The organism is Amycolatopsis sp. NPDC005232, from assembly GCF_040607795.1.
In the GTDB taxonomy this organism is placed as follows: domain Bacteria; phylum Actinomycetota; class Actinomycetes; order Mycobacteriales; family Pseudonocardiaceae; genus Amycolatopsis.
In genome coordinates this window covers 504,030-529,119 of sequence record NZ_JBEXHL010000001.1, presented here as the reverse complement: position 1 = coordinate 529,119, position 25,090 = coordinate 504,030, and the positions used below count along the sequence as shown (strand labels likewise).

Genomic DNA, 25,090 nt, shown 5'->3' with positions numbered 1-25,090 from the left:
GTCATCGCAGGTCCCGCCGGTGCGGTCCCACCCGGCGGCGATTGCGCCTGGCGGGACCGGTCCGTCACCAGCCTTGTTGCGGAGGGTAGGTGCCCGGGTACTGCGGCTGTGCCGGCGTGCCGAGCCCGACCCAGAGCTGAGTGGGCTTCACGATCGCCAGGACCAGCGTGGCCACCGGCGGGATGAGCGCGACGATGCCGCTCGCGACGCCGTAGCCCAGGAACTCGGCCGACGAACCGAGAGCGGTGGCGCCGGTCGCGGTCAGGATCAACGAGATCACGGAGAACGCGATCGAGACGCCGCAGCCGATGATCACGCACATCCGGCCCGCCGGCTTGTGCATGATCAGCGCGATGGCGCCGTAGAGCAGCAGACCGGCGAGCGCGAGATCGACGACCAGCGAGACGATGAAGAGCACCTCGGCACCGTGCAGCGCCGACAGCCCGATGATCGAGCCGATCACCCCGATCAGCGCGACGACGCCACCCAGGATCGCCAGCACGGCCGCGGTGATCGCGGTTCCGCCGCTCGGCTTCTGCTGCAGCACGCCCGGACCGCCCGGGTACGCGGGGAACGGCTGGCTCGGCTGGCCGTACTGCTGGGGGTACTGGCCGGGCACGGGCTGCTGGCCCGGGTACGGCTGCCCCGGCATCGGCTGCGGACCTGAGTAGGGCGCCGGCTGCTGGCCCGGGTACGGCTGACCGTAGGGCTGCTGGCCGGGGACGGGCTGTGGGCCGGAGGGCTGCTGACCGTACGGCTGCTGCGGATTCTGCCCCTGGCCGGGGTTCTGGGGATAGCTCACGGAAGTCCTCGGGAATCCGGCCCCCACCGGCTGCGGGGAGATGTCCTCGTATCGTGCCAGGCTGGAGATGTTTTCGGGGCGAAAATCACCACTGTCCGGGCACGTACGCCCGGTACCTGAGATACGAGAACGTCGGGCGCAGCGCCGCCAGCACCAGCACCAGCGGCGCCAGCACCACCAGCACCGCCCGGTCGACGGCCGCGAAGCCGTTCAGCGCGAACACGACCTCGAAGTAGGCCGCGTAGCCGCCGTTGCCGAGCGTCGGCTCCAGCAGGATCGCGCCGATGGCGATCACCGCGCCGAGGATCAGCAGCACGGCGCCGGCGGTGGCGCGGAAGATCGTGGCGAGCCCGCCGACGAGCAGGAAGAGACCGGCACCCAGGTAGCCGCCGAGGTCCACGAGTGTCCACACGGGAAGGTCGCCGAGGCTGAACCCCGAAGGGATGTCGATGAACAACGTCGCCGGCAAGTAGCCCGCCGCCCCGGCCGCCACGAGCCCCAGCAGCGCCGCGACCAACGCCGTCGCCCCGGACGGACGGCCGCGCCGCGCAGGCGGTTCCCCGTGCGCGGGACCTGACCGCTGCTGCGCTGGAGATCCGTACGGGCCGCTCAACTCTGCTCCCCCTCGGGCCGAAGGCGAAAACGAACGGCTCACCCTAGCCCGGAAATCGCGATCATGGACGGGAAATGGTGAAGCGATGAAGAACCAGTGCCCGTTTCGCCCAGGTCGGGTAATGGGTCAAGATCAGAAGGGTGAAGCGTTACTGAAAAACCGCATTTCTCAATTTTTCGCAAAGATCGGCTGTACGGGTGACCGGACGCTGTGTTGCGGCTCCACGCTGCCGGAGCGCAACGGGAGAAATGCCGACAGTGGGGAAATGGGCCGCGGAGTCTGGGGGCGGGCCTGCTTCGGCCGGTGCAGTTCGCGATACCGAGCGGTATTCGGCGGGCCGCCCATACTTCCGGTCAGGAAAGGTCGACGGCTGGCGGCAACGCCCGGCAGTTCATCAAGGCGAGTGGGGTGCCAGCGCCCGCGGCCGAGGTCGCAAACGCGAACCGCGCCGGGAATCCGCCAAGGGGTGAAGGCCGCGGAGACGACTGCAGGCAGCAACGCTTCGCGGCTCGCTCCTTCTGATGGGGTTCATCGCCGATCCGAACCCGACGAGAGAGACCTGGCCGCGTCCTCCACGCCGCGAAGTGAATCGCGGCCGGCGAAACTCCGCGGCTCACCGCTGCTCCGCGCTGCACCGGAAGCCAAGCCCCACGCGGTCCAGCCTGGTCTCCGCCCTGCGGAGTCGATCGCGCCAACCAAGCGCGGCGGTCCGCCACCGCGCGGCGCGGGCGGCGCGGAACGGCGTGCGACCTGCGAGCGGACCGGCCTCGGCGATTGCCCGGCGGCAGCGCGAAAGCGAGCGCGGGTCGAGCCAGTTACAGAGCCGAAGAGCCGCCGGACAGCAAAAAGCCCCCTCGATGCCATGCACCGAAGGGGCCCTTCACGTCAAGCTCAGCTGGTCACCACTGCTGTTGCTGCGGCGGCTGGCCGTAGCCCGGGGGCTGCTGCCCGGGCGGGGGGCCGTAACCCGGGGGCGGCTGCTGACCCGGCTGGGGCTGGCCGTAGCCGGGGGGCGGGCCGTAGCCCGGAGGGGGCTGCTGGCCGTAACCGGGCTGGGGCTGGCCGGGCTGAGGCTGGCCCGGCTGCGGGAAACCGCCGCTGCCGGGCTGTTCGCCGGGCTGGCCGTAGCCGGGCTGCGGGGGCTGGCCGTAGCCGCCGGGCTGTGGGAAGCCGCCGCTGCTCGGGTTGGGCTGCTGGCCGAAGCCGGGCTGGCCGAACGGGGGCTGCTCGCCGGGCTGGCCGAAGCCAGGCTGACCCGGCTGACCGGGCTGACCCGGCTGGCCGAAGGGGCCGGGCTGGCCGAAGCCCTGCTGCGGCTGGCCGAAGGGACCCGGCTGGCCGAAGCCACCAGCGCCACCCGCGGGGCCACCGAAGCCACCCGCGCCGCCCGGGGTGCCGCCGCCGAGGCCGACGAACTGGGCGGTGGGCGGGATCAGGCCGAGGAGCCCGACGATGAAGATCAGGATGCCGAAGATGAGCGTCGGCATGCCGATGCTGTCGGCGGCGTTGCCGCCGGCCTGGTCGAGGAGCTCCTGGTTCGGCATGGAGCCGGCGATGAGCAGGACGCCGAAGACGCCCAGCAGCACGCCGCCCACGGCGACCACGATCGGCACGATCTTCTTGATCCCGCCGAGGCGGCCGGCCAGGATGAGCCCGGCGCCGCCCGCGATGGAGACGACCGCGCCGACCAGGACCATGATCACGTAGAACCAGATGGCGCCCGGCGAAGCGAGGCCGGACTGACCCAGCAGCTCGTCGACCTTCGCGTCACCGGCCGACTGGCGGGCCTGGTCGAGGCTGGACGAGTAGTCGCTCGCGTCGCCCATGTAGAGGAACGACCAGACCAGCGACAGCACACCCAGCAGCGCCACGACGCCACCGGCGATGAAGCCGTACATGCTGTTGCCGCCACCGGACGCGACAGGCGGGGCACCGAAGGCCGGCGGCGCTCCGAAACCGCCCGGCTGACCCGGCTGCCCGGGCTGACCCGGCTGACCGAAACCGCCCTGCGGCGGGGCACCGAAGGCACCCTGGCCCTGGTCGTACCCGCCCGGGGCGCCGAAGCCCTGCGGCTGGCCCGGCTGACCGAAGCCACCAGGAGCACCCGGAGCACCGGGCTGCCCCCCGAAGCCCTGCTGGCCGAACCCGCCGCCCATGGCAGCGGGGTTGTCGGCCGCGCTCGGCGGCGGGGAGTACGGGATGGCCGGCGGCTGCGAGCCGGGCGGGACGAGCTGCGTCGACTCGGCGCCGAAGTGGCTTTCGCCGGCGTTCGCGTCACCGGGCCGCACGACCTGCGTGGGCTCGGGGGCTTCGCCGAACAGTCCGCCATCGCCCGAAGGCGGGGCCGACGGGTACGGCTGGCCCGGCTGGACCACCTGGGTCGGCTCCGACGCGCCGAAAGGACTGTCCTGCTGAGGTGTGGGACCACTCGGTGGGCCCTGCGGCGGCTGCTCGCCGCCGTCCCCGGGCTGGTTCGGTGGCTGCGGAGCACTCATGTGGGTCTTGAACCCCCTTGACGAGGACGCGAAAAAGTTCTATCGCGCCCACGCTATCGGATAGCGGGGCAGGGCGCTCGGAACGCCCCGGCCCGCTTTGCCGTTTTACCGATCCGACCGGAAGTAGGCGGGAAGTTAACCGGACGCTGCCGGGTCTGGCAACACTCCTGCCGTGGCTGTGATCGGATCGGTGACCAACAGCGCAGTGTCGTCAGCTAGCGCCCCGCCAGGAACCCGAGCAGATCGTGCCTGGTGACGACCCCTGCGGGCTTGCCGTCGATCAAGACCAACGCGCCGTCCGCGCCCTCGAGCGCCTTCATCGCGGAGCTGACCTGTTCGCCGGCACCGATCGTCGGCAGCGGCGGCGACATGTGCGTCTCGAGCTTGTCCGCGAGCTGGGCCTTACCGGTGAACAGCGCGTCGAGCAGGTCACGCTCGTTGACAGCGCCCACCACTTCGGCGGCCATGACCGGCGGCTCCGCGCTGACCACGGGCATCTGGCTCACGCCGAACTCCGACAGGATCGCGACGGCCTCCGCCACGGTCTCGTTCGGGTGCGTGTGCACGAGGCTGGGCAGGGAGCCACTCTTCTTGGTGAGCACGTCGCCCACCGTCGCGCCCGAGGAGTCGGGCGGGAGGAAGCCGTAGGACGACATCCAGTCGTCGTTGAAAACCTTGGTGAGGTAGCCGCGGCCGCCGTCGGGCAGGAGGACCACCACGACGTCGTCCTCGGTCAGGCCCTCGGCGAGCTTCAGCGCGGCGGCGACGGCCATGCCGCACGAGCCGCCGACCAGCAGGCCCTCTTCCACCGCCAGGCGGCGGGTGATGTCGAACGAGTGCGCGTCGGAGATCGGGATGATCCGGTCGGCGATGCCGCGGTCGTAGGTCTCGGGCCAGAAGTCCTCGCCCACGCCCTCGACCAGGTACGGGCGCCCGCTGCCGCCGGAGTAGACGGAGCCCTCGGGGTCGGCGCCGACGACCTGCACGCGGCCGTCGCTGGCCTCCTTGAGGAAGCGGCCGGTGCCGGAGATCGTGCCGCCGGTGCCGACGCCGGCGACGAAGTGCGTCACCTTGCCCTCGGTCTGGCGCCAGATCTCGGGGCCGGTGGAGAGGTAGTGGCTCTCGGGGTTGGCCGGGTTCGCGTACTGATTGGGCTTCCAGGCGCCGTCGATCTCGCGGACGAGGCGGTCGGAGACGTTGTAGTAGGAGTCGGGGTGCTCGGGCGCGACGGCTGTCGGGCACACGACGACGCGGGCGCCGTACGCGCGCAGGACGTTGCGCTTGTCCTCGCTCACCTTGTCGGGGCAGACGAACACGCACTTGTAACCCTTGCGCTGCGCGACCATCGCCAGGCCTACACCGGTGTTGCCCGACGTCGGCTCCACGATCGTGCCGCCGGGCTTGAGGGCGCCCGACGCCTCGGCGGCCTCGATCATCCGCAGCGCGATGCGGTCCTTCACGCTGCCGCCCGGGTTCACGTACTCGACCTTCGCGAGCACCAGCGGCTTGAGCCCCTTGGTGAGGGAGTTCAGCTTGACCAGCGGGGTGTTCCCCACGAGGTCGACGATGTGCTCGGCGTACTCCACGACTGCGCTCCTGCCCTTCCGCGCCGGATCTCGGCGGCGAGCCCAGCCTAAACGCTGGACCTGCGGCACTGTCCACTCAGGCGGAGCGGCTCGACTCCAAGGTGGCAGTCCCGCCCGGGATGGGCGTTCCGGGCGGGAGCTCGATCCCTCGACACCGGGCGGCTCGGCGAACGTCGCCCGGGTGAAATCCACCTTGGTCGCGAAGCTGGTGTAGCGGAACGTCGTGGTCCCGACAAAGGCCACGTCTGCGAACACCGCCGAGCGGACCCGGCAGTACTTCAGCGACAGGTCGACGAGCTTCGCGCCGGCGAGGTCCAGGTCGACGTTCGGCCAGAACCAGCTGTCGCCGTCTCGGCGGGGCGGAGGTGCAGGGTCAGGATCCGCTGCGCGGCCTTGCGGACCTGCAACTCGTCCGGCCCGCCGTCGAACGGCATCCGCAGGTAGGCGCAGCGCAGGTTGACGTCGGCCATTGCGGAGATCCTGCCGGCGCCCGATAGTGGTCCGCGTCGCGTTGGGCTTTGCGGGAGACGGGACAGGCGGCACTATGGTGAGCAACCGCTTAGCGCCCGCCGTTGTCACCGACCCGAGGAAGTGTCACGCCATGCCCGAAGCCGTCATCGTCTCCACCGCCCGCTCCCCGATCGGCCGTGCCGCCAAGGGCTCGCTGGTCAGCATGCGCCCCGACGACCTCGCCGTGCAGATGATCCGGGCGGCGCTCGACAAGGTGCCGCAGCTGGACCCCGCCGACATCGACGACCTGATGCTCGGCTGTGGTCTGCCCGGCGGCGAGTCCGGCTTCAACATGGGCCGCGCGGTGGCTGTCGAGCTCGGCTACGACCACCTGCCCGGCTGCACGATCACCCGGTACTGCTCCTCCAGCCTCCAGACCACCCGCATGGCGATGCACGCGATCAAGGCCGGCGAGGGCGACGTCTTCATCTCCGCGGGCGTCGAGGCCGTGTCGCGCTTCGCGAAGGGCAGCTCGGACTCCTGGCCCGACACGCACAACCCGCTCTTCGCCGACGCCGAGGCCCGCACCGTGGCGACCGCTTCGTCGGGCACGGACACCTGGGCCGACCCGCGCGGTGAGGGCACTGTGCCCGACGTCTACATCGCGATGGGCCAGACCGCCGAGAACCTGGCGCGGCTCAAGGGCATCACGCGCGAGGACATGGACGAGTTCGGCGTGCGCTCGCAGAACCTCGCGGAGAAGGCGATCGCCGACGGCTTCTGGGCCAAGGACATCACGCCGGTCACGCTGCCCGACGGCACCGTCGTGTCCAAGGACGACGGCCCGCGCGCCGGCGTGACCATCGAAGGCGTGTCCGGCCTGAAGCCCGTGTTCCGCCCCGACGGCCGCATCACCGCCGGCAACTGCTGCCCGCTCAACGACGGCGCCGCCGCCGTGATCGTCATGTCCGACACCAAGGCGCGCGAGCTCGGCCTCACGCCGCTGGCCCGCATCGTGTCGACGGGCGTCACGGGCCTGTCGCCGGAGATCATGGGCTACGGCCCGGTCGAGGCCTCGAAGCAGGCGCTGTCTCGCGCGGGTCTGTCCATTTCGGACATCGACCTCGTCGAGATCAACGAGGCGTTCGCCGCGCAGGTCATCCCGTCCTACCGCGACCTCGGCATCGACCTCGACCGCCTCAACGTCAACGGCGGCGCCATCGCGGTCGGCCACCCGTTCGGCATGACGGGGGCGCGCATCACGTCGACGTTGATCAACTCGCTGCAGCACCACGACAAGCAGTTCGGGCTGGAGACGATGTGCGTTGGTGGCGGGCAGGGGATGGCGATGGTGCTGGAGCGCCTCTCCTGAAGTAGACCGCTTTCTTGAGGTAGGTACGGAAGAAGGGCCGCTCGCGACTTTGGTTGCGGGCGGCCCTCTCCCGTGAAGCAAACCCCGTCAGTGCAACGGCGCCGCCGGGACCGGGGCCGCCGCGTCGTCCGAGCCCGACGAAGGGGCTGTCGGGATGAAGCGCTTGTTTGGCAGGAAGGCGGCGGGCACCAGGCAGAGCGCGAGGATCACCGTGGCGATCAGGAAGGGCGTCGCGAAGGCGCCGGCGGCGAGGGCGGACGCGGCGGTGTGCGTGGCGGGGTTCAGGGTGGCCACCGTAGCCGCCAGCTGGCCCTGGCTCGTCGGGACGCCGAAGCGGGAGCCGAGCAGGGCGGCCAGCACGATGGACATGATCGCGGAGCCGATGGCGCCCGACGTCTGCTGCAAGATGCTCGTGGTGGTCGAGGCCTTCGCCATGTCCTCGGAGCGCAGCGTCTGCAGGGCGGCTGACGTGATCGGCATCATCGTGCAGCCCATGCCGAGGCCCATGACGAACGCGGCCGACAGCAGCAGCGCGTACGGCGTGGTCGACGTGACCTGCGTGAACGGCACCATGCCCACCACGATCAGCGCCAGGCCCGGCAGCACGATGCGGCGGGCCGCGAGCTTGTCGAACAAACGGCCCGCGATCGGCATCGCGATCATCGCGCCGAAGCCCTGCGGCGCGAGCAGCAGGCCGGCGTGCAGCGCGGATTCGCCGCGCACCAGGGTGAAGTACGTGGGCAGCAATAGCATCGCGCCGAAGAAGCCCATGCAGAACACCGAAAGCGTGATCATCGAGACCGAGAACGTCCGGTTGCGGAACAGGCTCAGGTCCATCAACGGGTCCGCCACCCGCAGCGCGCGCAGCACGAAGCTCACCAGGAGCACGATGCCCGCGACCGCCGGCAGCCACACCTCGATCGCGGTGACCGTGCCGGTGGACGGGATGCGCGAGACGCCGAAGATCAGGGCCGCCAGGCCCGGCGACACCATCAGCAGCCCTGCGAAGTCGAAGCGGCCCGACTTCGTCGCCTTGTCCTTCGGCAGCAGGCGCAGCGCGAGCACGAACGCGATGACGCCGATCGGCACGTTGATGTAGAAGATCCAGCGCCAGCTCACGGCGTCGACGAGCCAGCCGCCGAGGATCGGGCCGCAGATCGGGCCCAGCAGCATCGGCACGCCGAGCACGGACATCACGCGGCCGATGCGCTGCGGACCCGCCGTGCGCGTCAGGATCGTCATGCCCGCGGGCATCAGCATGCCGCCGCCGAGCCCCTGCACGACTCGGAAGATGATCAGCGACTCGACGTTCCACGCGAGCCCCGCGAGCATCGAACCGACGAGGAACGTACCGATCGCCAGCAGGTACAAGCGTTTCGTGCCGAAGCGGTCCGAGGCCCAGCCCGTGACCGGGATGACCGTGGCCAGCGCGAGCATGTAGCCCGTGGCGACCCACTGGATCGTGTCGAACGACGTGGAGAACTGGATCGTGAGCTTCTGCAGCGCCACGTTGACGACCGTGGTGTCGAGGATCGCCATGATGGCGCCGAGCACCACGACGGAGGCGATCTTCAGCACGCCGCGGTCGAGTTTGTCGTCGAGCCCGGCGGCGCCCGGCGCGGCCGGGCTCGGTTGTTCGGACATGCGGTGGACCATCCCCATCGATCGAGAGCAAAAGGTCACGCAAGCCCCAGGTTGGGTCCCCCTTGCGTGACGTCGTCGAGGCTAGAGGACGCCACCGACAAAAAGCCATCGATTTCGCCCGAAGCACGACGTAGACGACTTTTCGCGTTCTCCACGCGGCCCCGGAAAGTCATCCACCTGCACCGACGCGCCCAGGAATTGGCCCCGCACAAGCACTCTGCGTACGCGCTCCGTCGCGCGAAGAGCAATTTCCCCGCCCACAGAACGCGTACACAGAAAAGGCGCCCCGTAGTAAACGGAGCGCCTTCTCGGGAGTCCTACGCGAGCACTAGTCGCGCAGGTAGGACAACAGCCGCAGGATCTCGAGGTACAGCCACACGAGCGTGGTCATGAGGCCGAAGGCCGCGAACCACGCCCACTTGGCCGGCATCCCCGACCGGATCATGCGGTCGGCCTGGTCGAAGTCGAGCAGGAAGCTGAACGCGGCGATGCCGATGACCACCAGGCTGAAGATGATCGCGATCGGGCCGCCGTCGCGCAGCGGGTTGAAGCCGAAGACCAGCGCGGTGAGCAGGTTGACCAGCATCAGGACCACGACGCCGCCCACGGCGCCGACGATCCACTTGGTCAGCTTCGGCGTGACCTTCACGGCGCCGGTCTTGTAGACCACCAGCATCGCGATGAACACACCCGCCGTGCCGATCAGCGCCTGCAGCGCGATCCCCGGGTAGAGCAGCTCGAACAGCCCGCTGAGCGCACCGAGGAAAATACCCTCGGCGGCCGAGTAGGCCAGCGTGAGCGGACCGCTCGCCTTCTGCCCGAAGATGATCACGAGCGAGAGGACCAGACCCACGATCAGGCCGCCGAACAGAGCGCCGAGCAGCGCCCCGCTCATCCCGGTGACGCGGCCGAGCGAGTCGGTGACGAGCTGGTTCTGGGCCCAGATCGCCGTGAGGACGCCGAACACCAGCGCGGTGCCCAGCGAAAGACCGGTCTTGACGACGACGTCGTCGACCGTCATCGGACGGTCGGCGGAACCGGCGGCCATCTGCCCGGGACCGTAGCCGGGAACACCGCCCTGGCCCTGCGGAGTGCCGTAGGGCCGCTGGTCGAAGCCCACGTTCGGCCCGTACTGCCCTGAAGCGGTCGAACCGCGGGACAGGTTGCGGAACGCCGGGTTGCTACTGGAACGCACCTGATCCTCCTGGATCTGCTGGCACCTTGCATGGGGTTCAACGACCGCTCGGGCCTGCTGGTTCCCGTCGAGACCGTCGAGTAAAGGAGACTTTACCCTTTTGTCCGATCAGGGGACCGGACCCGCGCCGGGCTACACCGTATGCGACTGAGATCACGACCCGTTCACCGCAGGTCACCCGATGGCCCCTAGACAATCCGGGTGATCAGCCGCGAACCTTCACTTCGCGTGTTCGGAATGTGACCGAAGGCGTGTCGGGGAGTTGTTCGATCGTGTGACCTGCGTCGACGCAGAGGCGTCACGACAGAGCCTGTTGAAGGAGTCAACACACCATGGGGTGGTCTTCACGCCCGCGCGCTCGCCTGCGCGCGGCCGCCGGTCTGGTCGCCACGGCCGTGCTCGGCGCACTCTCCCTCACCGCAATCGGCCCGACCGCCGCCGACGCCGCGACCCAGCAGGGCATCGGGGTCGAGGTCCCGGCCCAGCGGTTCGACAACAAGGACCACAGCGGCAACTGGCTCGGGTCCTACCTCGTCGCCGGCAAGCAGGTGTTCTGCGTCAGCTTCCAGCTGAAGGCACCGGACTCGAACGAGACTTACAAGCCCGGCGACAAGCTCCTCACCAAGTGGGGCGACGAGATCCCCGCCGACAAGGCGGCCAACATCTCGTACCTGCTGCTGCGCTACGGCGACACCAAGGACGCGAACGTCGCCGCGGCGCTCGCGCACCTGTTGCACTCGTGGACCTCCGCGCCGCGGCCCGGGCACGACGACCTCAACGAGGCGCTGCCCGCGGACAAGATCGGCTACGACATCGACATGCACCTGCAGGGGCTGAAGGACAAGGCCCCCACGGCGTACGACGACGTCGCCAAGCTGACCACCGACGCCGAGGCCAACCGCGGCCCGTGGACCGCCTCGGTCACGCCACCGAAGGAAGACCAGCACCTCGGCACCGCGGCGACCTGGACGGTCACCGTGAAGAACGCCAAGGGCACCGGTGTCCCGGACGTCGCGGTCAAGCTCGACGCCACCGACGCGACGCTGACCACCGGCATCGACTCCGACTCGCAGGGCGACGCCCAGGCCACCGACACGGCCGGCGGCAGCGCCACCGTTCAGGGCGCGCAGACGGAGACCACGCTCAAGACGGGCGCCGACGGCACGATCTCGGTGAAGCTCACGCCGACCGGTGACCAGCCGAAGCTCGCGACGTCGCTCTCGGCCCCGGCCGACCGGCCGTACGTGCAGAAACCGGTGAACACCGGCATCCAGAACGTGGTGTCCACCGGCGGCGAGAAGACGCTGACCGCGGAAGGCGTCGTCGCCGTCGCGAAGCCGGGCAAGGTCCAGGTGACCAAGACCGACGCGAAGACCGGCAAGGGCATCGGCGGCGCGACGCTGCGGATCACCGGCAAGGACAAGACGACCGCCGCCACCGGGCAGGACGGCAAGCCGCTCGACGGCCCCGACGGCAAGCCCGTGGTCGTCACGACCGCCGGCGACACCGGTGCGGTGACCGTGGACAACCTGCTGGCGCCCCAGGACATCTGCGCCGTCGAGGTCAACGCACCGCCGGGCTACGAGAACGCGTTCGACCCGAAGAACCCGCCCTCGGTGTGCGGCTCGCTGAAGCCTGGCGACACACTGGCGCTCACCGTCGCCAACACGCCGAACGAGGTCCCCCACGCGATCCCCGCGGGCGACCAGCCGGTGGCGATGGCGAAGGGTGCCGTCGAGACGAGCTTCTCCGCGCCGGGGCTCATCGGCCTCGCGGTGCTCGCGCTCGTCGGTTCGGGTCTGGTCGGGTTCGCCGCGCGGCGCGCGTCCCGGAGGTAGTGAGAGCGGAACGGGTATGGCACGCAAGAGCCGGTTGATCACCGGTTTCGTCCTCGGCGCGGCGAGCGTTCTCGTGGTGGAGCTCGCCACCGTCGTGATCAGCGCACCCCCGATGGCGGTGGTGGCCGGCAGTGCTCAGCCGGCCGCCGCCGCCCTCGCGGGTTTGCGGCCGGCTGCGCCTTCGGAGGCGCCTTCTTCGGCGCCACCTTCACCACCGTCGTCCACCGCGCCGGCCGAGCCGCCGCCCGCCGCGCCGGTGGAGCACAAGCAGCCCCCGCTCGCGCCGCAGAAGCCGGGCACGCTCCGGCTGCCCGGCGGCGGGACGGCGGCGATGGTGCGCCAGGGCCTCGGGCCGGGCAACACGCTGCCGGTGCCCTCGGACATCGGGCAGGCGGCCTGGTGGGGCGCCGCGCTCGACGCGGTGAGCGGCGCCAGCGTCTTCGCGGGGCACGTCAACTGGAAGGGCGCGACGGGACCGTTCGCCGAGCTGTGGAACGAGCGCATCGGCGGCGAAGTGACCATTGTGGACAGTTCGGGGAAGACCTCGAAATACCGGATCTCGCAGCTGGTCACCGTGCACAAGGACGATCTGCCGACCCGCGCCGACGATCTCTTCGGGCAGGCGGGGCCGCACCGGGTGGTGCTCGTGACCTGTGGCGGCCGGTGGGTCGGCGGGACCGACGGGTACGAGGAGAACCGGGTCGTCATCGCGGATCCGGCCTGATCCTTTTCACCGAGTTTTTCACCGAGTTTTTCACCGCGTTTTTCGACCGTGCTATTCGACGAGGGTGCCCCGGCGGGATTTCGCCGGGGCACCGGTTTTTCTGCCTTTTTCTCCTGTGCGGCAAGCAACGGCGTGCAGTTCACGTGGTGCGAGGGGACCGTTCGCACCGCGCGGCGGGTGTCGCGAACGGTCACTTCGTGCCGCTCATCGGGACACCGTCGCCGGAAAAAGGTGCCTCCGACCTGCGGGACCCGAGTTTCGCGACAAGTTACTAGCGAGTAACATCAGTCGGGCGCGCTGTGGTCAGCGCGGCTTCCATGCAGCAGAATGCGGCAAGGGTCCAGCGTTGTACGGCGGAGGGTGATGGAGATGGCGACGTTCTTGGTGACGGGTGCGACCGGGTTGATCGGCCGCCAGTTCACCCGGCTGCTGCTCATGCGGCCGGACGCGGAACGCGTCGCCCTCGTGGTGCGCGCGTCGTCGAGGGAGAAGCTGGCGAAGCTGGTCGACGGGTGGCCGCACGCGGATCGCGTGACGCTCGTGACCGGCGACCTCGCCGAACCGATGCTGGGCGTGTCCGAGGAGGACCGCGCCGACCTGCGCGGTGTCGACCACGTGGTGCACCTGGCCGCGCTCTACGACATCACCGCCGACGACGAGACCAGCATCAAGGCCAATGTGGACGGTACGCAGCACGTCGTCGACCTCGCCGCGGACCTGCGCGCCGGCGGGCTGCACCACGTGTCTTCGGTGGCCGTGGCCGGTGATCACGAGGGCCTGTTCACCGAGGACATGTTCGACGTCGGGCAGCGGCTGATCACGCCGTACCACCGCACGAAGTTCGAGGCCGAGAAGCTGGTGCGCGAGCAGCACGAGGTGCCGTGGCGCGTGTACCGGCCCGCCGTGGTGGTCGGTGACTCGAAGACCGGCGAGATGGACAAGATCGACGGCCCGTACTACCTCTTCCCGGCCATCAGCAAGCTCGCCGGGCTGCCCGACGTGCCGATCGTCGGGCCGGACCTCGGCGACACCAACGTGGTGCCGGTCGACTACGTGGCCAAGGCGCTGCTGGAGCTGGTGACCACGCCGGGCCTCGACGGGCGCGCCTTCCACCTCGTGAACCCCGAGCCGCAGCCGGTGGTGTCGGTGTACAACGCGTTCGCGCGGTCCGCGGGCGCGCCGACGATCACGGCGCAGCTGGGCGAGGGCGTGTCGAAGGGGCTCGTCGGGCTGGTGAAGCTCGGCGAGCACATCCCCGGCTTCACGATCGCGCGCGACGCGGTGATGGAGCGCCTCGGCATCCCGCCGGTGCTGCTGGAGACGATGGCGTTCCCGTCGGTGTTCGCGTCGACCGAGACGCGCAAGGCGCTGGCGGGCACGGGCGTGGAGGTGCCGCGGCTCGAGGACTACGCAGCCACGCTGTGGCGCTACTGGCGCGAGCACCTCGACCCGTTCCGCGCCCGCAAGCACGGCCCGCGCGGTGAGCTGGACGGGCGGCGCGTGATCATCACCGGCGCGTCTTCGGGCATCGGGCGAGCGACGGCGCTGAAGGTCGCTGCGGCGGGCGGCGTGCCGCTGCTGGTGGCGCGGCGGCAGCACGAGCTGGAAGAGGTGCGCGACGAGATCATCGCGGCCGGCGGCACGGCGTCGGTGTACCCGGCGGACCTGACCGACGAGGAGTCGGTGCACAAGGCCGTGGACGCGATGCTGGCCGAGCACGGCCGGATCGACATGCTCGTGAACAACGCCGGGCGCTCGATCCGCCGGTCGATCAAGCTGTCGTACGACCGGATCCACGACTATGAGCGCGCGATGGCGATCAACTACTTCGGCGCGGTGCGGCTGATCCTCGCGGTGCTGCCGCACATGTCGGAGCGGAAGTTCGGGCACATCGTGAATGTTTCGTCGATCGGCGTGCAGGGCATCGCGCCGCGGTTCTCCGCGTACGCCGCGTCGAAGGCCGCGCTCGACTACTTCTCGCGAATCGCCGCGACCGAGACGCACGGTGACGGCATCACGTTCACCACGATCCACATGCCGCTGGTGCGCACGCCGATGATCCGGCCGACGAAGATCTACGACGCGTTCCCCACGAAGTCGCCGGAGCAGGCGGCCGACATGGTCATGAAGGCGCTGATCCAGCGACCCAAGCACATCGGCACGCCGGCGGGGCAGGCCATCGGGCTCACCTACACGCTGGCGCCGGGCCTCACCGACGCGATCGCGTACCAGGGTTTCCGCATCTTCCCCGACTCGACGGCGGCCGGCGGCTCGGGCCGGCTCAAGATCGGCCGTGGCGAGAAACACCTGTCGCGGGCGGCGATGGCGCTGGCCCGGCTGTCGCGCGGGTTCCACTGGTAGTCACAGTGCGTCTCGAGGGTGAGGCCATTCAGTGGACGATCACCAGGTAGGGCCCGACACGTGGCGGTGAATCACCAGTCCTGACGCCGACGACACAATGTGCGCGGGTACGGTCGGGCCTATGGTTCCCGAGCGAGACAACGGCCTCCTGCCCCTGCGGCGCGAGTACACCCAAGCCTGGCACGGCTTCGACCGCAACGAGGTGCGCCAGTACCTCGATCACATCGAGGCGCAGCTGCGCCGGCTGCTCAGTGATCGCGACGCGGCGGCGACGCAGGTCGCCACGCTGGCGCGCGAGCTCGAGGCCGCACGCGGCGAGGTGACCAAGCTGCAGGGCCGCGTCGAGGAGCTGATGAAGCCGCCCGAGCGGCTCGAGGACCTGGACGAGCGCATGCAGCGCACGGTGCAGCTCGCGCAGGCGCGCGCCGACGAGATCACCAAGCGCGCGCAGGTGGCGGCCGAGAAGCACTGGGCTTCGTCCACCGAGGCGTCGACGAAGCTGCGCGAGCGCTACACGCGTTTGGTCTCGGAGCTCGACACGCAGGCCGAGGCGCTGCACTCCGAGCACGAAGCGGCTTTGAAGGAGACGCGCGCCGAGGTGCAGCGGCTCACCGTCGAGGCGGCGCAACGCCGGGAACTCCTTGACAACGAAGCCGAGCGCAAGCGCCGCAAGATCGAGCGCGACTTCGACTCGAAGATCACCGCCGAGCGCACCGCGCACGAGAAGCTGATCGCAGACCAGCGCACGGCGAGCAAGAACCAGGCCGAGCGCCGCATCGCCGAGGCGACGGCCGAGGCCAAGCGCCGCGTCGACGACGCCACCACGGAAGCCAAGCGGCGCCTCGACGAAGCCACCACTCAGGCCGCCCAGCGCACCACCGCGGCGACCCGCAAGGTCGAACGCCTCGCCGAGATCCGCGAGCAGGCGCGCAAGAACCTGGCGATGGCGGACGAGGTGTTGAAGAGCAGCGAGACCCTGCTGGCGGCGCTTCCGGTGGAGTCGGTGATCCCGTCGGCGTCGAAGCTGGTGGGTGGGGATGATCCGGCAGCTTCTTCTGTGTCGGCCAAGTCTGCTGCTTCTGCCAAGCCCGCAGCTGCGCCTGCCCCGGCTGCTTCTGCGCCTGCTGCTGCTGCCAAGCGTGCACCTGCTCCGGCTGCTTCTGCCAAGCCCGCTGCCGCGCCTGCCGCCGCTGCTTCTGCCAAGCCCACTGTCGCGCCGGCACCCGCGCTGAAGCCCGTTCCGGTCCCGAAGCCGAAGCCCGAGGTCGTCTCGGTCGACTCCCCGACCACCCCGGCCCCGACGGTGAAACCCAAGCCCGCACCGGCAAAGGGCAACGCCGCCACCGCCGCGAAGCCCATCGAGAACGCCAACGGCTCCACGCCTCAGCCGGTCTCCCAGGCGGCGGGCAAGTCCAACTCCTGACCCGCACTTCACGACGAAGGCCGCTCCCCCTCGACCGGGGAAGCGGCCTTCGTCGTTTCTCGCAGAGGCCGCGCGAGCCTCTGTCAACCCCCTCCCCGCAGTTATCCACAGGCAGCCGCCTATCCACAGGAAATGCCGGATTTCCTTGCTACCAGCGGGTTTTGTCGGGGGTGGCCGATAGACTGGACGTGGGACGCCCCCCAGGGAGGGCGGGGGCATGTCACCACCGAGCCACGTCACCGGCGAGACCACGTCACCACCGAGCCACGTCACCTGCGGGGTCACGTAACCGGAGGGGCGGGGTCAGCGGCTGCGGGGCCAAGGGTTGGCCGCCTCGAGTTGAGCCGCGAGGCCCAGCAGCAGCGATTCGCCGCCGGGTGGGGCGATGAGCTGGACCGAGGTGGCGAGGTCGAGGGTCGGGTGGTGGCCGACGGGGACGGAGAGGGCGGGGAAGCCCGCGAGGTTCCAGAAGCCCGTGAAGTCGGCGACGCGGACGGCCGGCAGGGCGTTCGCGAGCCAGGAGCGGCGGTGCCATCGCTGGGCTTTCGGGGGCAGCGTGGCGAGCGTCGGCGTGATGAGGACGTCGTGGGACGCGAAGAACGCCTCGGCGCGGGAGATCCACGTCGTGCGGGAGCGGTCGCGCACGAGGGCTCGGGTGAGGTGGCCCAGGCGGACGTGGGTGCGGGTGCGGGGCTGGAGGTGGCGGAAGGTGAACTCCGCGTCGGCTTGGGAGGCGGGGCCGGCGAACCAGCGGGCGACGAGGGCGAGCATGGTGTCGAAGCCGTAGGCCGGGGTGGCTTCCGTCAGCGAATGACCAAAACCGGTCAGCAACGTCGAGGCTTGGGTGACGGCCTGGCCGAGCGGGCGCGGGAGCGGGGCGCGTGTGACGGGGACCTGGGTGGAGAAGGCGATGCGTTGCGGGCCGGGCACCGGAACTTCCGCCAGCGAAGGTTGCTCGCCCAGCACGGACATCAGCAGGGCCGCGTCGGCGGTGGTGGTGGCCAGCGGGCCGTGAGTGGACATGCCGTACCAGCCCTCGGTGGGCTCCCGGACGACGCCGCGGCCGGGCTTGAGGCCGACGAGGCCGCACATGGCGGCGGGCAGGCGCACGGAGCCGAGGCCGTCGGTGCCGTGGGCGATGGGGACGAGGCCGGCGGCGACGGCGGCCGCGCTGCCGCCCGAGGAGCCGCCGGCCGTGTACGCGGGTTCCCACGGGTTGCGGGAGACGCCGGTGGGGTCGTCGCTCATCGGGTACAGGCAGAGCTCGGGCACGCGGGTGAGGCCGACGATCACGGCGCCTGCCGCGCGCAGGCGGGCGGCGATCACCCCATCGGAAGAAAACGGCGTCTGCGGGCCGGCGACCGAGCCCCAGCCGGCGTATTCGCCGGCGACCTCCGTGACGTCCTTCACCGCCACCGGAACCCCCGCCAACGGCAACTCACGCAGGTCCGGGCGGGCGGCGACCTCCGCCGCCTCCGCGAGGGCCTCCGCCGCACGCACGCGCCGGAACGCGCCGACCACGCCGTCGGCCGCCGCGATGCGGGCGAGGGCTTCCTTGGTCACCTGGACGGGATCCAGCTCACCGGCGCGCACCGCGCGCGCGATCTCCACCGCAGTCTGCACCATGATTCGCACCCTAACCGTCCTCAGTGGACAGCGACAAGGCTCCGCGCGCAGTCGACGACGGTCGCGGCCGCGGGCCGGGGCTGCCAGCCGAGCAGCTTCTGCGCCTTGGCCGAGGTGTACACGTTCTTCCGGCCGAGGTCCGGCGCCACCTCGCGCACGCCGGCGTTGACGAGTGCGAAGCCGCGCAGCACGAAGTCGGGCAGACCGCGCGTGGGCACCTTGGCGCCGTCGGGGCCGAGCTTCGCGCGGATCTCGCGCGCCGCCTCGCGCAGCCACAGGAACTCGCCGACGGCGACGAACCGCTCGCCTGCGGCCTCGGGAGCGAGCATGGCTCGAAGGTGGAGATCGGCGAGGTCACGGACGTCGGTGACGCTGTAGCCGAGCCGCGGGACGCCGGGGAGGCGACCGTCGAGCAGGGCGCCGATCAGCTGCACGGAGCCGAGCGCCTGGCCTTCCAGCACCGGGCCGAGGATCGCGCCCGGCAGCACCGTCGCCAGCGAAGTGCCACCGCCGGCGGACTCGATGAAGTCCCACGCCGCGCGCTCGGCCACGGCCTTGGAGCGGCGGTACGGGTTGAGGCGGCGGTCGTCGGGGTCGGTCCACCGGGTCTCGTCGAACACCTCGGCGGTGCGCGTGCCGATCGGCGGCGCGGCGGCGGCCAGCGAGGACGTCATCACGACTCGCGACACCCCGGCCTCGGTCGCGGCCTTCAGCACTCGCAGCGCACCGTCGCGCGCGGGGCCGATGAACGCGTCGGGGTCGTGCGAACCGTCGCCGCCCAGCGGCGAAGCGACGTGCAGCACGTACGTGCAGCCGGCCACCGCCTCGGCCCAGCCGGCGTCGGACGTCAGGTCGGCGACCACGACCTCCAGCCGGTCACCGGGGTCGATCTCGCTGCCGACCGCGCGGCGCACCGCGGCTTCCTTGGCGGCAGAACGCACCGTCGTCCGCACGTCGTAGCCACGCCGCAGCAGCTCGGCGAGGCACCAGCCGGCGACGTAGCCGGTCCCGCCGGTCACCAGTACGCGCATGAGTCTCTCCTCGAAGTTCATTAGCCGTACGGCTAATGAAATCACTGTAGCCCATCCCCGCACCGAATGCCGTGGGTTAGCATCGCCGGGTGTCACCCTCCCGGGCCGAGCAAGCCGAGAAGACCAGGCGGGCCGTGCTCGCCACGGCGCGGGAGCTGTTCGCCGAGCACGGGTTCGACGCCACGTCGCTGCAGCTGATCGCCGACACGATGGGCGTCACGAAAGCCAACGTCTACTACTACTTCCGCTCGAAGGCCGACATCCTCGCGGCTCTCCTGCAAAGCAGCATCACGGCCTTCGACGAACTCCTCGAAGCGGCCGCGAAGGTCCAAACCGGACAGCAGCGGCGCGAGCTGCTCGTCGAGGGTTTCGTGGAGCAGGTCGTGGCCCACCGGTCCGTCTCGCCGCTCAACCGCACCGACCCGGGCGCGCGGCGGCACGAGAGCATCGGTCAGGCGCTCGACGACCAGGCCCGGCGCGGCCTTCGCCTGCTCTTCGGCGACCACCCGACGCCCGACCAGACCGCCGCCTACTGGACGACCACCGAGCTCGGCCCCGCGCTGCGAGGACTGGACCACCTCTCCGACGACGACCTGCGCGCCACCCTGCGCCGCCTCTGCCTCCGCGTCCTGGACGTCTGAACCACCACCACGCAAAAGGGCCTCCCCCCTGATAAAGGGAGAAGGCCCGAAACAAGGGCGGCGACACCGCGCTGGTCGCCGCCCGGCGAGAGTGGCTCAGATGGCGCCGGCCCGCAGGGCGTAGGCCACCGCGTGGGCGCGGTTGTTGAGGCCGCAGCGGGTCATCAGGCCGTAGAGGACGTTCTTCACGGTCCGCTCCGAGTAGCAGAGCTTCGTCGCGATCTCCTCCGTGCCGTAGCCCTCGGCGACGAGCCGCAGCACGTCGCACTCGCGGGCGGCGAGGCCGGACAGGGTGAGGCCGTTGGGCTCGAGCACGTCGCGGCGCATGCGCTGGACCTGGCCGAGCAGCGCGCCCTGCAGGCGCGGCGGCAGGCTGGCGGTGCCGTCGCCGGCGGCGAGCACGGCGGACACCAGTTCAGCGCCACCGGTCTCGCGGCGCGGCAGGATCGCGACGACGCCGCACTCGATGGCGGTCATCAGGTCGCTCTCCCGGAAGTGGTCGGCGACGATGACGAGGTCCGGTCCGGCCAGCTGCTCGGACTCGCGGCCCAGCTCCTTGACCCGCGACAGCACGCGATCGGTCACGTGCTCCTCCATCACGAGGACCACGTCGGCCTGCGCGGCCGAGTCCTCGGGGAGGACCTGCAGCTCGGCGCGGGTACCCAGCAGACTCGCGGCGCCGGCCTTGGTGATCGGGTCCGAGGCGAGAACAGCGACTTTGACGAGCTTCACGAGATCTCCTACCACCACTCCAGGTTGACGGTGATAAGTCTCGCGCGGACGACTTCACGTTTTCTTACCAAGATTCTTCACGCCCGCCGCGATCGTGAAGAATCTCCCTATAACCGCAGTTCAACGCCCTCTATGAGCAGCTTCACGAGGGTCTTGACGGCAGGGTTGAGCCGCCCGTCGGCCCGGGCTTCACGCCGACCTTCACGCCGGCCTTCACACCTCCGCGCACACCCCGCACGCGCCCGGCCCCGCCGCGCCGGAGTTGCCGGCGATCTCCCGGAACGCCTCCCGCGCCCGCTCGACGCAGTCGGGCATGCGGCCGACTGCCTCGGTCCAGGCCTGCTTGGCCGCCCAGTAGCGCGCCTGCGCCTCCGGCGTCCAGCTCGCCATATCCCGTTCCACAGTGGACTCCAGCTCCGCCAGCACGGCCCGGATCCCGCCGGTCGTCCTGCCCATCCGGTCGAGGATCTCGTCGGCGTCGGTGAAGTCGAAACGCCCTGGACTCATATCCCGCTCAGGCCACCCGTCCACGGCGTCGCCCGCTCGTCGGCGGCCGGGCGCGCGTCCGCCGCGCCGCCGGTGACCGCGAGCAGGTCGGCGAGCCGGCCCAGGATGAGGTCGTACTGCTGTTCCCAGTCGTTCATCGCCTGGCCGAAGCGCACCGAAGCGTCGCCCCGCCACGACGCCTGCAGCGCCGCCATCTCGCTGTTGACCCGCCTCAAATGGCCGTTGGCCGAGTCTATGGCGCGGGCGAACTCACCCGCCGCACCTCGCATACCGTCCGGCACCACCGTCGGAGGAATCGATTTCACGACGCTCTCCTCACCACACGTCCCCAGTACCCGCGCCCGTGCCGCGCGGGCAGCTCATGCGAGCGTGACCCACCGACGGGGGGTGGCGAAACCGGGGACCAGGTGGTATGCCCGATTTTCGGATATCCTTGCCTGCCGTTCCACCGGGGTCTCGGCAGCGGAGTTTCCCCCGTGTTCGCCGTCACGCCCAGTGGTCGTTACACCCCGCCCCGAGACTGACGGTCAGGGCGGCCGGTGAGACCCGGCCCCGGCCCGCTCCACCACCCGTTCGGGCGTAAGATCACGAGTGGCATCCGGCGTGTGACGATCCGTCAACGCGTGAAGGGAGACCGATGTCGGCAGCGGACGGCGCGGCAGGCGGTATCACCGCGCCGAAGATCCGGCTGCTCGGCCCGGTCCGCGCCTGGCGCGGCGGCACAGAACTCGACAGCACCGAACCGAACAGCGCCGAACCGAACGGCACTGAACTCGATCTCGGCTCCGCCCACCGCCGCACGGTTCTCGCGGTGCTGGCGATGTCGCCCAACCGCACCGTTTCCCGCGAAGAGCTGATCGACGCCGTGTGGGGCGACGCGCCCCCGGCCAGCGCGCAGGGCAGCATCTACACCTACATCTCCGGCCTGCGCCGCGCGCTCGAGCCCGGCCGTGTGAAGGGCACCGGGCCACAGTTGCTCGCGTCCATCGGGTCGGGTTACTCGCTGTGTGTGGCGCCCGGAACCGTCGACGTGCACCACTTCGAGGCCCTGCGCGACAAGGCTCAGCGCCACCTGTCGGCCGGCGAACGCGGCCCGGCGCTGGCGAAGCTCGACGAAGCGCTCGCGCTGTGGCGCGGCGAGCCGCTGCAGAACCTGCCCGGCCCGTTCGCGGCGTCGCAGCGCACCCGGCTGGAGGAGCTGCGCCTCGCGACGATCGAGCGTCGCGCGGAGGTCGTGCTCGACAACGGCGGGCACCTGGAGCTCGTCGACGAGCTGCTCGAGTCGGCGCGTGAACACCCGTTCCGCGAACCGCTGCACGGGCTGCTCATGCGAGCGCTCGCGCTCGGCGACCGTCGCGCCGAAGCGCTGGCCGTGTACACGGACTTGCAGGACAAGCTGATCGAGGGCTTCGGCACCGAGCCGGGCCCGGCGCTGCGCGAGCTGTACGAACGCCTGCTGGGCGGCGGTTCCGTGGTGGAGACCCCGGCTCCGGCGCCCCGGCCGGCGCCGGCGCCCGCCCGCGTGCCGCGCTTCCCGTTGCCGGTGCTGCCGCCGCGCGCGGAGGTCTTCTTCGACCGCGCGAGCGAGACTTTGCTGCTGCGCGAAGCCGTCGCCGGTCTCGCCGGCGGCCTCGGCCGTTCGATGTGGGTCGAGGGCGAACCCGGCATCGGCAAGACGGCGCTGCTCGCCGAAACGCTGTCCATGGCCCAGGACGCGGGCGTCAAACCGCTGTTCGCCTCCGCCGACGCGCTCGACCAGCGCTTCGCCCTGCGGCCGCTGCTCGACGCACTGGGTGTGCACCCGCGCGCGTCGGATCTGCGACGCTCGGAGCTCGCCGTCGCGCTCGCCGAGAACCCCGGCGCCGACCCGGTGGAGGGCATCCTGGGGCTCGTGCGCGAGCTGTGCGCGGACGAACCGCTCGCGCTCGTGGTCGACGACCTGCAGTGGGCCGACGACACGACGTTGCGCCTGTGGCGCTACCTGAGCCGCGAGACGCGGCGGCTGCCGCTGCTGCTCATCGGCGCGTGCCGCCCGGTCCCCCGTCCCGCCGAGCTGGACGGCCTGCGCGCGGAGCTGGCAGCCGACGGCACGGAGCTGCTCACGCTCGGGCCGCTGCCCGAAAGCGCGATCCGCGACCTCGCGGGTGATCTCGCCGGCGCCCCGCCGGGCCAGGTGCTGCGCACGCTGATCTCGTTCGCGTCGGGAAACCCGCGCTACGCCAAGGAAATCGTGGAGACACTGCTCTCCAACGCGATGATCCTGCTCGACGGCGCGCAGGCGATCGTCGACGGCAACAGCTGCCGGACGATCCCCGCGCCGCTGGGTTCGCGCATCACGCTGTACCTGAGCTTCCTCTCCAGCGGCACGCGCGATGTCCTGCGCTGGGCGGCCTTGCTGGGCAAGGAGTTCTCGCTGTCGGACATCGCGATCGCCACGGAGCGGCAGGCGACCGCGCTCGTCGGCGCCGTCGAGGAGGCGCTCGCGGCCGGCGTGCTCACCGAGTCCGACGAGCTGCTCGCCTTCCGCCACCCGCTGCTGCGCCGCGTGCTGTACGAAAAGACGCCGGCCGCGATGCGCGTCGCGTTGCACCGCCAGCTCGCCGAGGCCTTCCAGGGCGCGGGCGCGTCGCCCGAGCGCGTGGCCGAGCAGCTGGCCGCCGCGCCGGTGCAGGTCGACCCGTGGGTCACGCGCTGGCTCACCGAGCACATCGGCACCGTCGCCACCGAGGCGCCGCGCATGGCCGTCGACCTGCTCAAGCACGTGGTCACCCAGGCCTCGCTGCCCGCAGACGCGCGCGAACCGCTCACGGCCACGCTCGCGCGGCTGCTGTTCTGGCTCGGCCGCGAGCCGGAAGCCGAGGCGCGCTCGGTCGTCGCGCGGACCGAGGACAGCAGGCAGGCCGCGGAGATGCGCTGGATCCTCGCCTACATCTACTACCGCCGCGGCGAGTTCGCCGAAGCGTCCGAAGAGGTCCGTCGTACGCTCTCCGACCCGAACGTGCCCGAGATGTGGCGCGGCCGGCACGAGACGTTGCGCGCGACGCTCGAACGCCTGGCCGTGGACGAAACGTCCGAACCGGACTTGTCGGAACTCGGTGTGCTCGACGGCCTCGACGACGCCGCCGAACCGCTGAGCACCGCGCGCCGGCTGGCCGCGACCCGCGCCGTGCCCGGCGAGATGCACCTCGCGGGCGCCGTGCACTACTACTGGCGCGGCCGCTGGCCAGAGGCGCTGGCCGAGCTCGACACGGTGATCAAGGGCGGTGCCGAGACGGCGTCGTACGTGTTGCGCAGCCCCGGTTCCGCGCTGCTCGTGCACGGCGTCGGCGCGTTGATCGCGAGCCACCGCGACGAGCCCGAAGAAGCGAGCGCGCACCTCGACGCCGCCTCGCACCAGCACTGGCCGCAGGGCCTCGAGCCCAACGGCGGCGACTACCTGCTGGCCGCCGAGGCGCAGCTGTCCGAATTGGAGGGCAATCCGGAGGCGGCGCTCGCCGCGCTGACCCCGTTGCTGGACCAGGGTTATCCGCCTTCGGCGCGCCAGCAGTGGCTGCCGGACCTGGTGCGCCTGGCGATGCAGCTGGGCGAGACGCACTACGCGTACCAGGCGTTGCGGCTGGTCGGCGACACCGACGGCTCCGACGTCCCACCCGCGCACACCGCCGCCGCGGCGCACTGCCGCGGCCTGGTCGCGGGTGATCCCGACGCGATCCTCGGCGCGGCCGCGCACTACGAGGCCGCCGGCCGCGTGCTGAAACACGCGCGCGCCACCGAGGACGCCGCGATCCTGCTGGCGGAACACGGCCGCCTCGACGAGGCCCGCTCGGCGTTCCGTGCGGCGCTCACCAGCTACACCGCGCTCGGCGCAGCTTGGGACGTGCGCCGGGCCGAAACCCGGATGCACCCGCACGGGATCCGCCGCGCGAACCCCGTGCGCAGCCGCGCGGCGGGGGAATGATCCCGCTTTGCCACCACGGCGCCCCGCTGAGCGGGACTGGCCATGGGGCCCGGATGGAACTGGCCACTCGTACGATGCCGGGTGATCACCGG

19 protein-coding genes are annotated in these 25,090 nt (G+C 70.9%); 7 read left to right on the top strand and 12 right to left on the bottom strand.

Translation table 11 applies throughout. From position 1 onward, the window contains the following. Positions 1-64 precede the first annotated feature (64 nt). The 5 genes from ABZU76_RS02555 to ABZU76_RS02535 form a co-directional block, all read right to left on the bottom strand. Positions 65-802, bottom strand: coding sequence for a hypothetical protein (locus ABZU76_RS02555; protein WP_354864303.1), 738 nt, complete (start codon positions 800-802; stop codon positions 65-67). An 85-nt stretch (positions 803-887) separates the two neighbouring features. After that, positions 888-1,415, bottom strand: coding sequence for a hypothetical protein (locus tag ABZU76_RS02550; RefSeq protein ID WP_354864301.1), 528 nt, complete (start codon positions 1,413-1,415; stop codon positions 888-890). 899 nt (positions 1,416-2,314) lie between these two features. Continuing rightward, positions 2,315-3,910, bottom strand: a complete 1,596-nt coding sequence (locus ABZU76_RS02545) for a hypothetical protein (RefSeq protein WP_354864299.1) — start codon at positions 3,908-3,910, stop codon at positions 2,315-2,317. A 215-nt stretch (positions 3,911-4,125) separates the two neighbouring features. Further along, entirely contained in the window at positions 4,126-5,496 is a 1,371-nt protein-coding gene (locus ABZU76_RS02540; RefSeq protein WP_220244137.1) for a cystathionine beta-synthase, read from the bottom strand. A 278-nt stretch (positions 5,497-5,774) separates the two neighbouring features. Then, positions 5,775-5,966, bottom strand: a complete 192-nt coding sequence (locus ABZU76_RS02535) for a hypothetical protein (protein ID WP_354864297.1) — start codon at positions 5,964-5,966, stop codon at positions 5,775-5,777. Between the two features lie 131 nt (positions 5,967-6,097). On the opposite strand from ABZU76_RS02535, the gene ABZU76_RS02530 reads away from it, so the two are divergent. Next, entirely contained in the window at positions 6,098-7,318 is a 1,221-nt protein-coding gene (locus ABZU76_RS02530; protein ID WP_354864295.1) for an acetyl-CoA C-acetyltransferase, read from the top strand. Positions 7,319-7,405: 87 nt separating this feature from the next. Here the strand turns inward: ABZU76_RS02530 and ABZU76_RS02525 are convergent, their stop codons facing one another. Both ABZU76_RS02525 and ABZU76_RS02520 read right to left on the bottom strand, forming a co-directional pair. Further along, positions 7,406-8,962 (bottom strand): DHA2 family efflux MFS transporter permease subunit, encoded by a 1,557-nt coding sequence (locus tag ABZU76_RS02525; protein ID WP_354864293.1) that lies wholly within the window; start codon positions 8,960-8,962, stop codon positions 7,406-7,408. A 328-nt stretch (positions 8,963-9,290) separates the two neighbouring features. After that, positions 9,291-10,157 carry a Bax inhibitor-1/YccA family protein gene (locus ABZU76_RS02520; protein WP_354864291.1) on the bottom strand — a complete coding sequence of 289 codons (867 nt, stop codon included), beginning with the start codon at positions 10,155-10,157 and terminating at the stop codon, positions 9,291-9,293. 332 nt (positions 10,158-10,489) lie between these two features. Between ABZU76_RS02520 and ABZU76_RS02515 the strand changes: the two genes are divergently transcribed. The 4 genes from ABZU76_RS02515 (at position 10,490) to ABZU76_RS02500 (ending at position 16,503) form a co-directional block, all read left to right on the top strand. Next, on the top strand, positions 10,490-11,995 hold the full coding sequence (locus ABZU76_RS02515) for a hypothetical protein (protein WP_354864289.1): 1,506 nt from the start codon (positions 10,490-10,492) through the stop codon (positions 11,993-11,995). A 16-nt stretch (positions 11,996-12,011) separates the two neighbouring features. Next, complete coding sequence (locus ABZU76_RS02510; RefSeq protein WP_354864287.1) at positions 12,012-12,719, top strand: class F sortase; 708 nt, start codon at positions 12,012-12,014, stop codon at positions 12,717-12,719. Between the two features lie 369 nt (positions 12,720-13,088). Further along, on the top strand, positions 13,089-15,080 hold the full coding sequence (locus tag ABZU76_RS02505; protein WP_220244144.1) for an SDR family oxidoreductase: 1,992 nt from the start codon (positions 13,089-13,091) through the stop codon (positions 15,078-15,080). Positions 15,081-15,201: 121 nt separating this feature from the next. Then, positions 15,202-16,503, top strand: coding sequence for a cell division protein DivIVA (locus ABZU76_RS02500; RefSeq protein WP_354864285.1), 1,302 nt, complete (start codon positions 15,202-15,204; stop codon positions 16,501-16,503). Between the two features lie 303 nt (positions 16,504-16,806). Here ABZU76_RS02500 and ABZU76_RS02495 read toward each other — a convergent pair whose 3' ends face one another. After that, on the bottom strand, positions 16,807-18,129 hold the full coding sequence (locus ABZU76_RS02495; protein WP_354864283.1) for an amidase family protein: 1,323 nt from the start codon (positions 18,127-18,129) through the stop codon (positions 16,807-16,809). A gap of 20 nt (positions 18,130-18,149) precedes the next feature. Further along, the gene (locus ABZU76_RS02490; protein ID WP_354864281.1) at positions 18,150-19,160 is read right to left on the bottom strand and encodes an aldehyde reductase; all 1,011 of its coding nucleotides are present in this window, start codon (positions 19,158-19,160) and stop codon (positions 18,150-18,152) included. An 89-nt stretch (positions 19,161-19,249) separates the two neighbouring features. On the opposite strand from ABZU76_RS02490, the gene ABZU76_RS02485 reads away from it, so the two are divergent. Then, entirely contained in the window at positions 19,250-19,801 is a 552-nt protein-coding gene (locus ABZU76_RS02485; RefSeq protein ID WP_354864279.1) for a helix-turn-helix domain-containing protein, read from the top strand. 96 nt (positions 19,802-19,897) lie between these two features. On the opposite strand, the gene ABZU76_RS02480 is transcribed toward ABZU76_RS02485, so the two are convergent. The 3 genes from ABZU76_RS02480 to ABZU76_RS02470 form a co-directional block, all read right to left on the bottom strand. Then, positions 19,898-20,533, bottom strand: a complete 636-nt coding sequence (locus ABZU76_RS02480) for a response regulator transcription factor (protein ID WP_354864277.1) — start codon at positions 20,531-20,533, stop codon at positions 19,898-19,900. A 213-nt stretch (positions 20,534-20,746) separates the two neighbouring features. After that, entirely contained in the window at positions 20,747-21,040 is a 294-nt protein-coding gene (locus ABZU76_RS02475) for a hypothetical protein (RefSeq protein WP_354864275.1), read from the bottom strand. After that, positions 21,037-21,345, bottom strand: coding sequence for a WXG100 family type VII secretion target (locus tag ABZU76_RS02470; protein WP_354864273.1), 309 nt, complete (start codon positions 21,343-21,345; stop codon positions 21,037-21,039). The genes ABZU76_RS02475 and ABZU76_RS02470 overlap by 4 nt, the downstream gene beginning before the upstream one ends. Before the next feature lie 332 nt (positions 21,346-21,677). Here ABZU76_RS02470 and ABZU76_RS02465 point away from each other — a divergent pair, with 332 nt between their 5' ends. Next, complete coding sequence (locus tag ABZU76_RS02465; protein WP_354864271.1) at positions 21,678-24,998, top strand: BTAD domain-containing putative transcriptional regulator; 3,321 nt, start codon at positions 21,678-21,680, stop codon at positions 24,996-24,998. The last annotated feature ends 92 nt before the right edge of the window (positions 24,999-25,090 follow it).

Excerpts from the sequence above, each read along its gene's own strand:
- ABZU76_RS02545 (WP_354864299.1), bottom strand. The coding sequence starts at position 3,910 with ATGAGTGCTCCGCAGCCACCGAACCAGCCCGGGGACGGCGGCGAGCAG.
- ABZU76_RS02535 (WP_354864297.1), bottom strand. The coding sequence starts at position 5,966 with ATGGCCGACGTCAACCTGCGCTGCGCCTACCTGCGGATGCCGTTCGAC.
- ABZU76_RS02530 (WP_354864295.1), top strand. The coding sequence starts at position 6,098 with ATGCCCGAAGCCGTCATCGTCTCCACCGCCCGCTCCCCGATCGGCCGT.
- ABZU76_RS02525 (WP_354864293.1), bottom strand. The coding sequence starts at position 8,962 with ATGTCCGAACAACCGAGCCCGGCCGCGCCGGGCGCCGCCGGGCTCGAC.
- ABZU76_RS02515 (WP_354864289.1), top strand. The coding sequence starts at position 10,490 with ATGGGGTGGTCTTCACGCCCGCGCGCTCGCCTGCGCGCGGCCGCCGGT.
- ABZU76_RS02510 (WP_354864287.1), top strand. The coding sequence starts at position 12,012 with ATGGCACGCAAGAGCCGGTTGATCACCGGTTTCGTCCTCGGCGCGGCG.
- ABZU76_RS02505 (WP_220244144.1), top strand. The coding sequence starts at position 13,089 with ATGGCGACGTTCTTGGTGACGGGTGCGACCGGGTTGATCGGCCGCCAG.
- ABZU76_RS02500 (WP_354864285.1), top strand. The coding sequence starts at position 15,202 with ATGGTTCCCGAGCGAGACAACGGCCTCCTGCCCCTGCGGCGCGAGTAC.
- ABZU76_RS02495 (WP_354864283.1), bottom strand. The coding sequence starts at position 18,129 with ATGGTGCAGACTGCGGTGGAGATCGCGCGCGCGGTGCGCGCCGGTGAG.
- ABZU76_RS02490 (WP_354864281.1), bottom strand. The coding sequence starts at position 19,160 with ATGCGCGTACTGGTGACCGGCGGGACCGGCTACGTCGCCGGCTGGTGC.
- ABZU76_RS02475 (WP_354864275.1), bottom strand. The coding sequence starts at position 21,040 with ATGAGTCCAGGGCGTTTCGACTTCACCGACGCCGACGAGATCCTCGAC.
- ABZU76_RS02465 (WP_354864271.1), top strand. The coding sequence starts at position 21,678 with ATGTCGGCAGCGGACGGCGCGGCAGGCGGTATCACCGCGCCGAAGATC.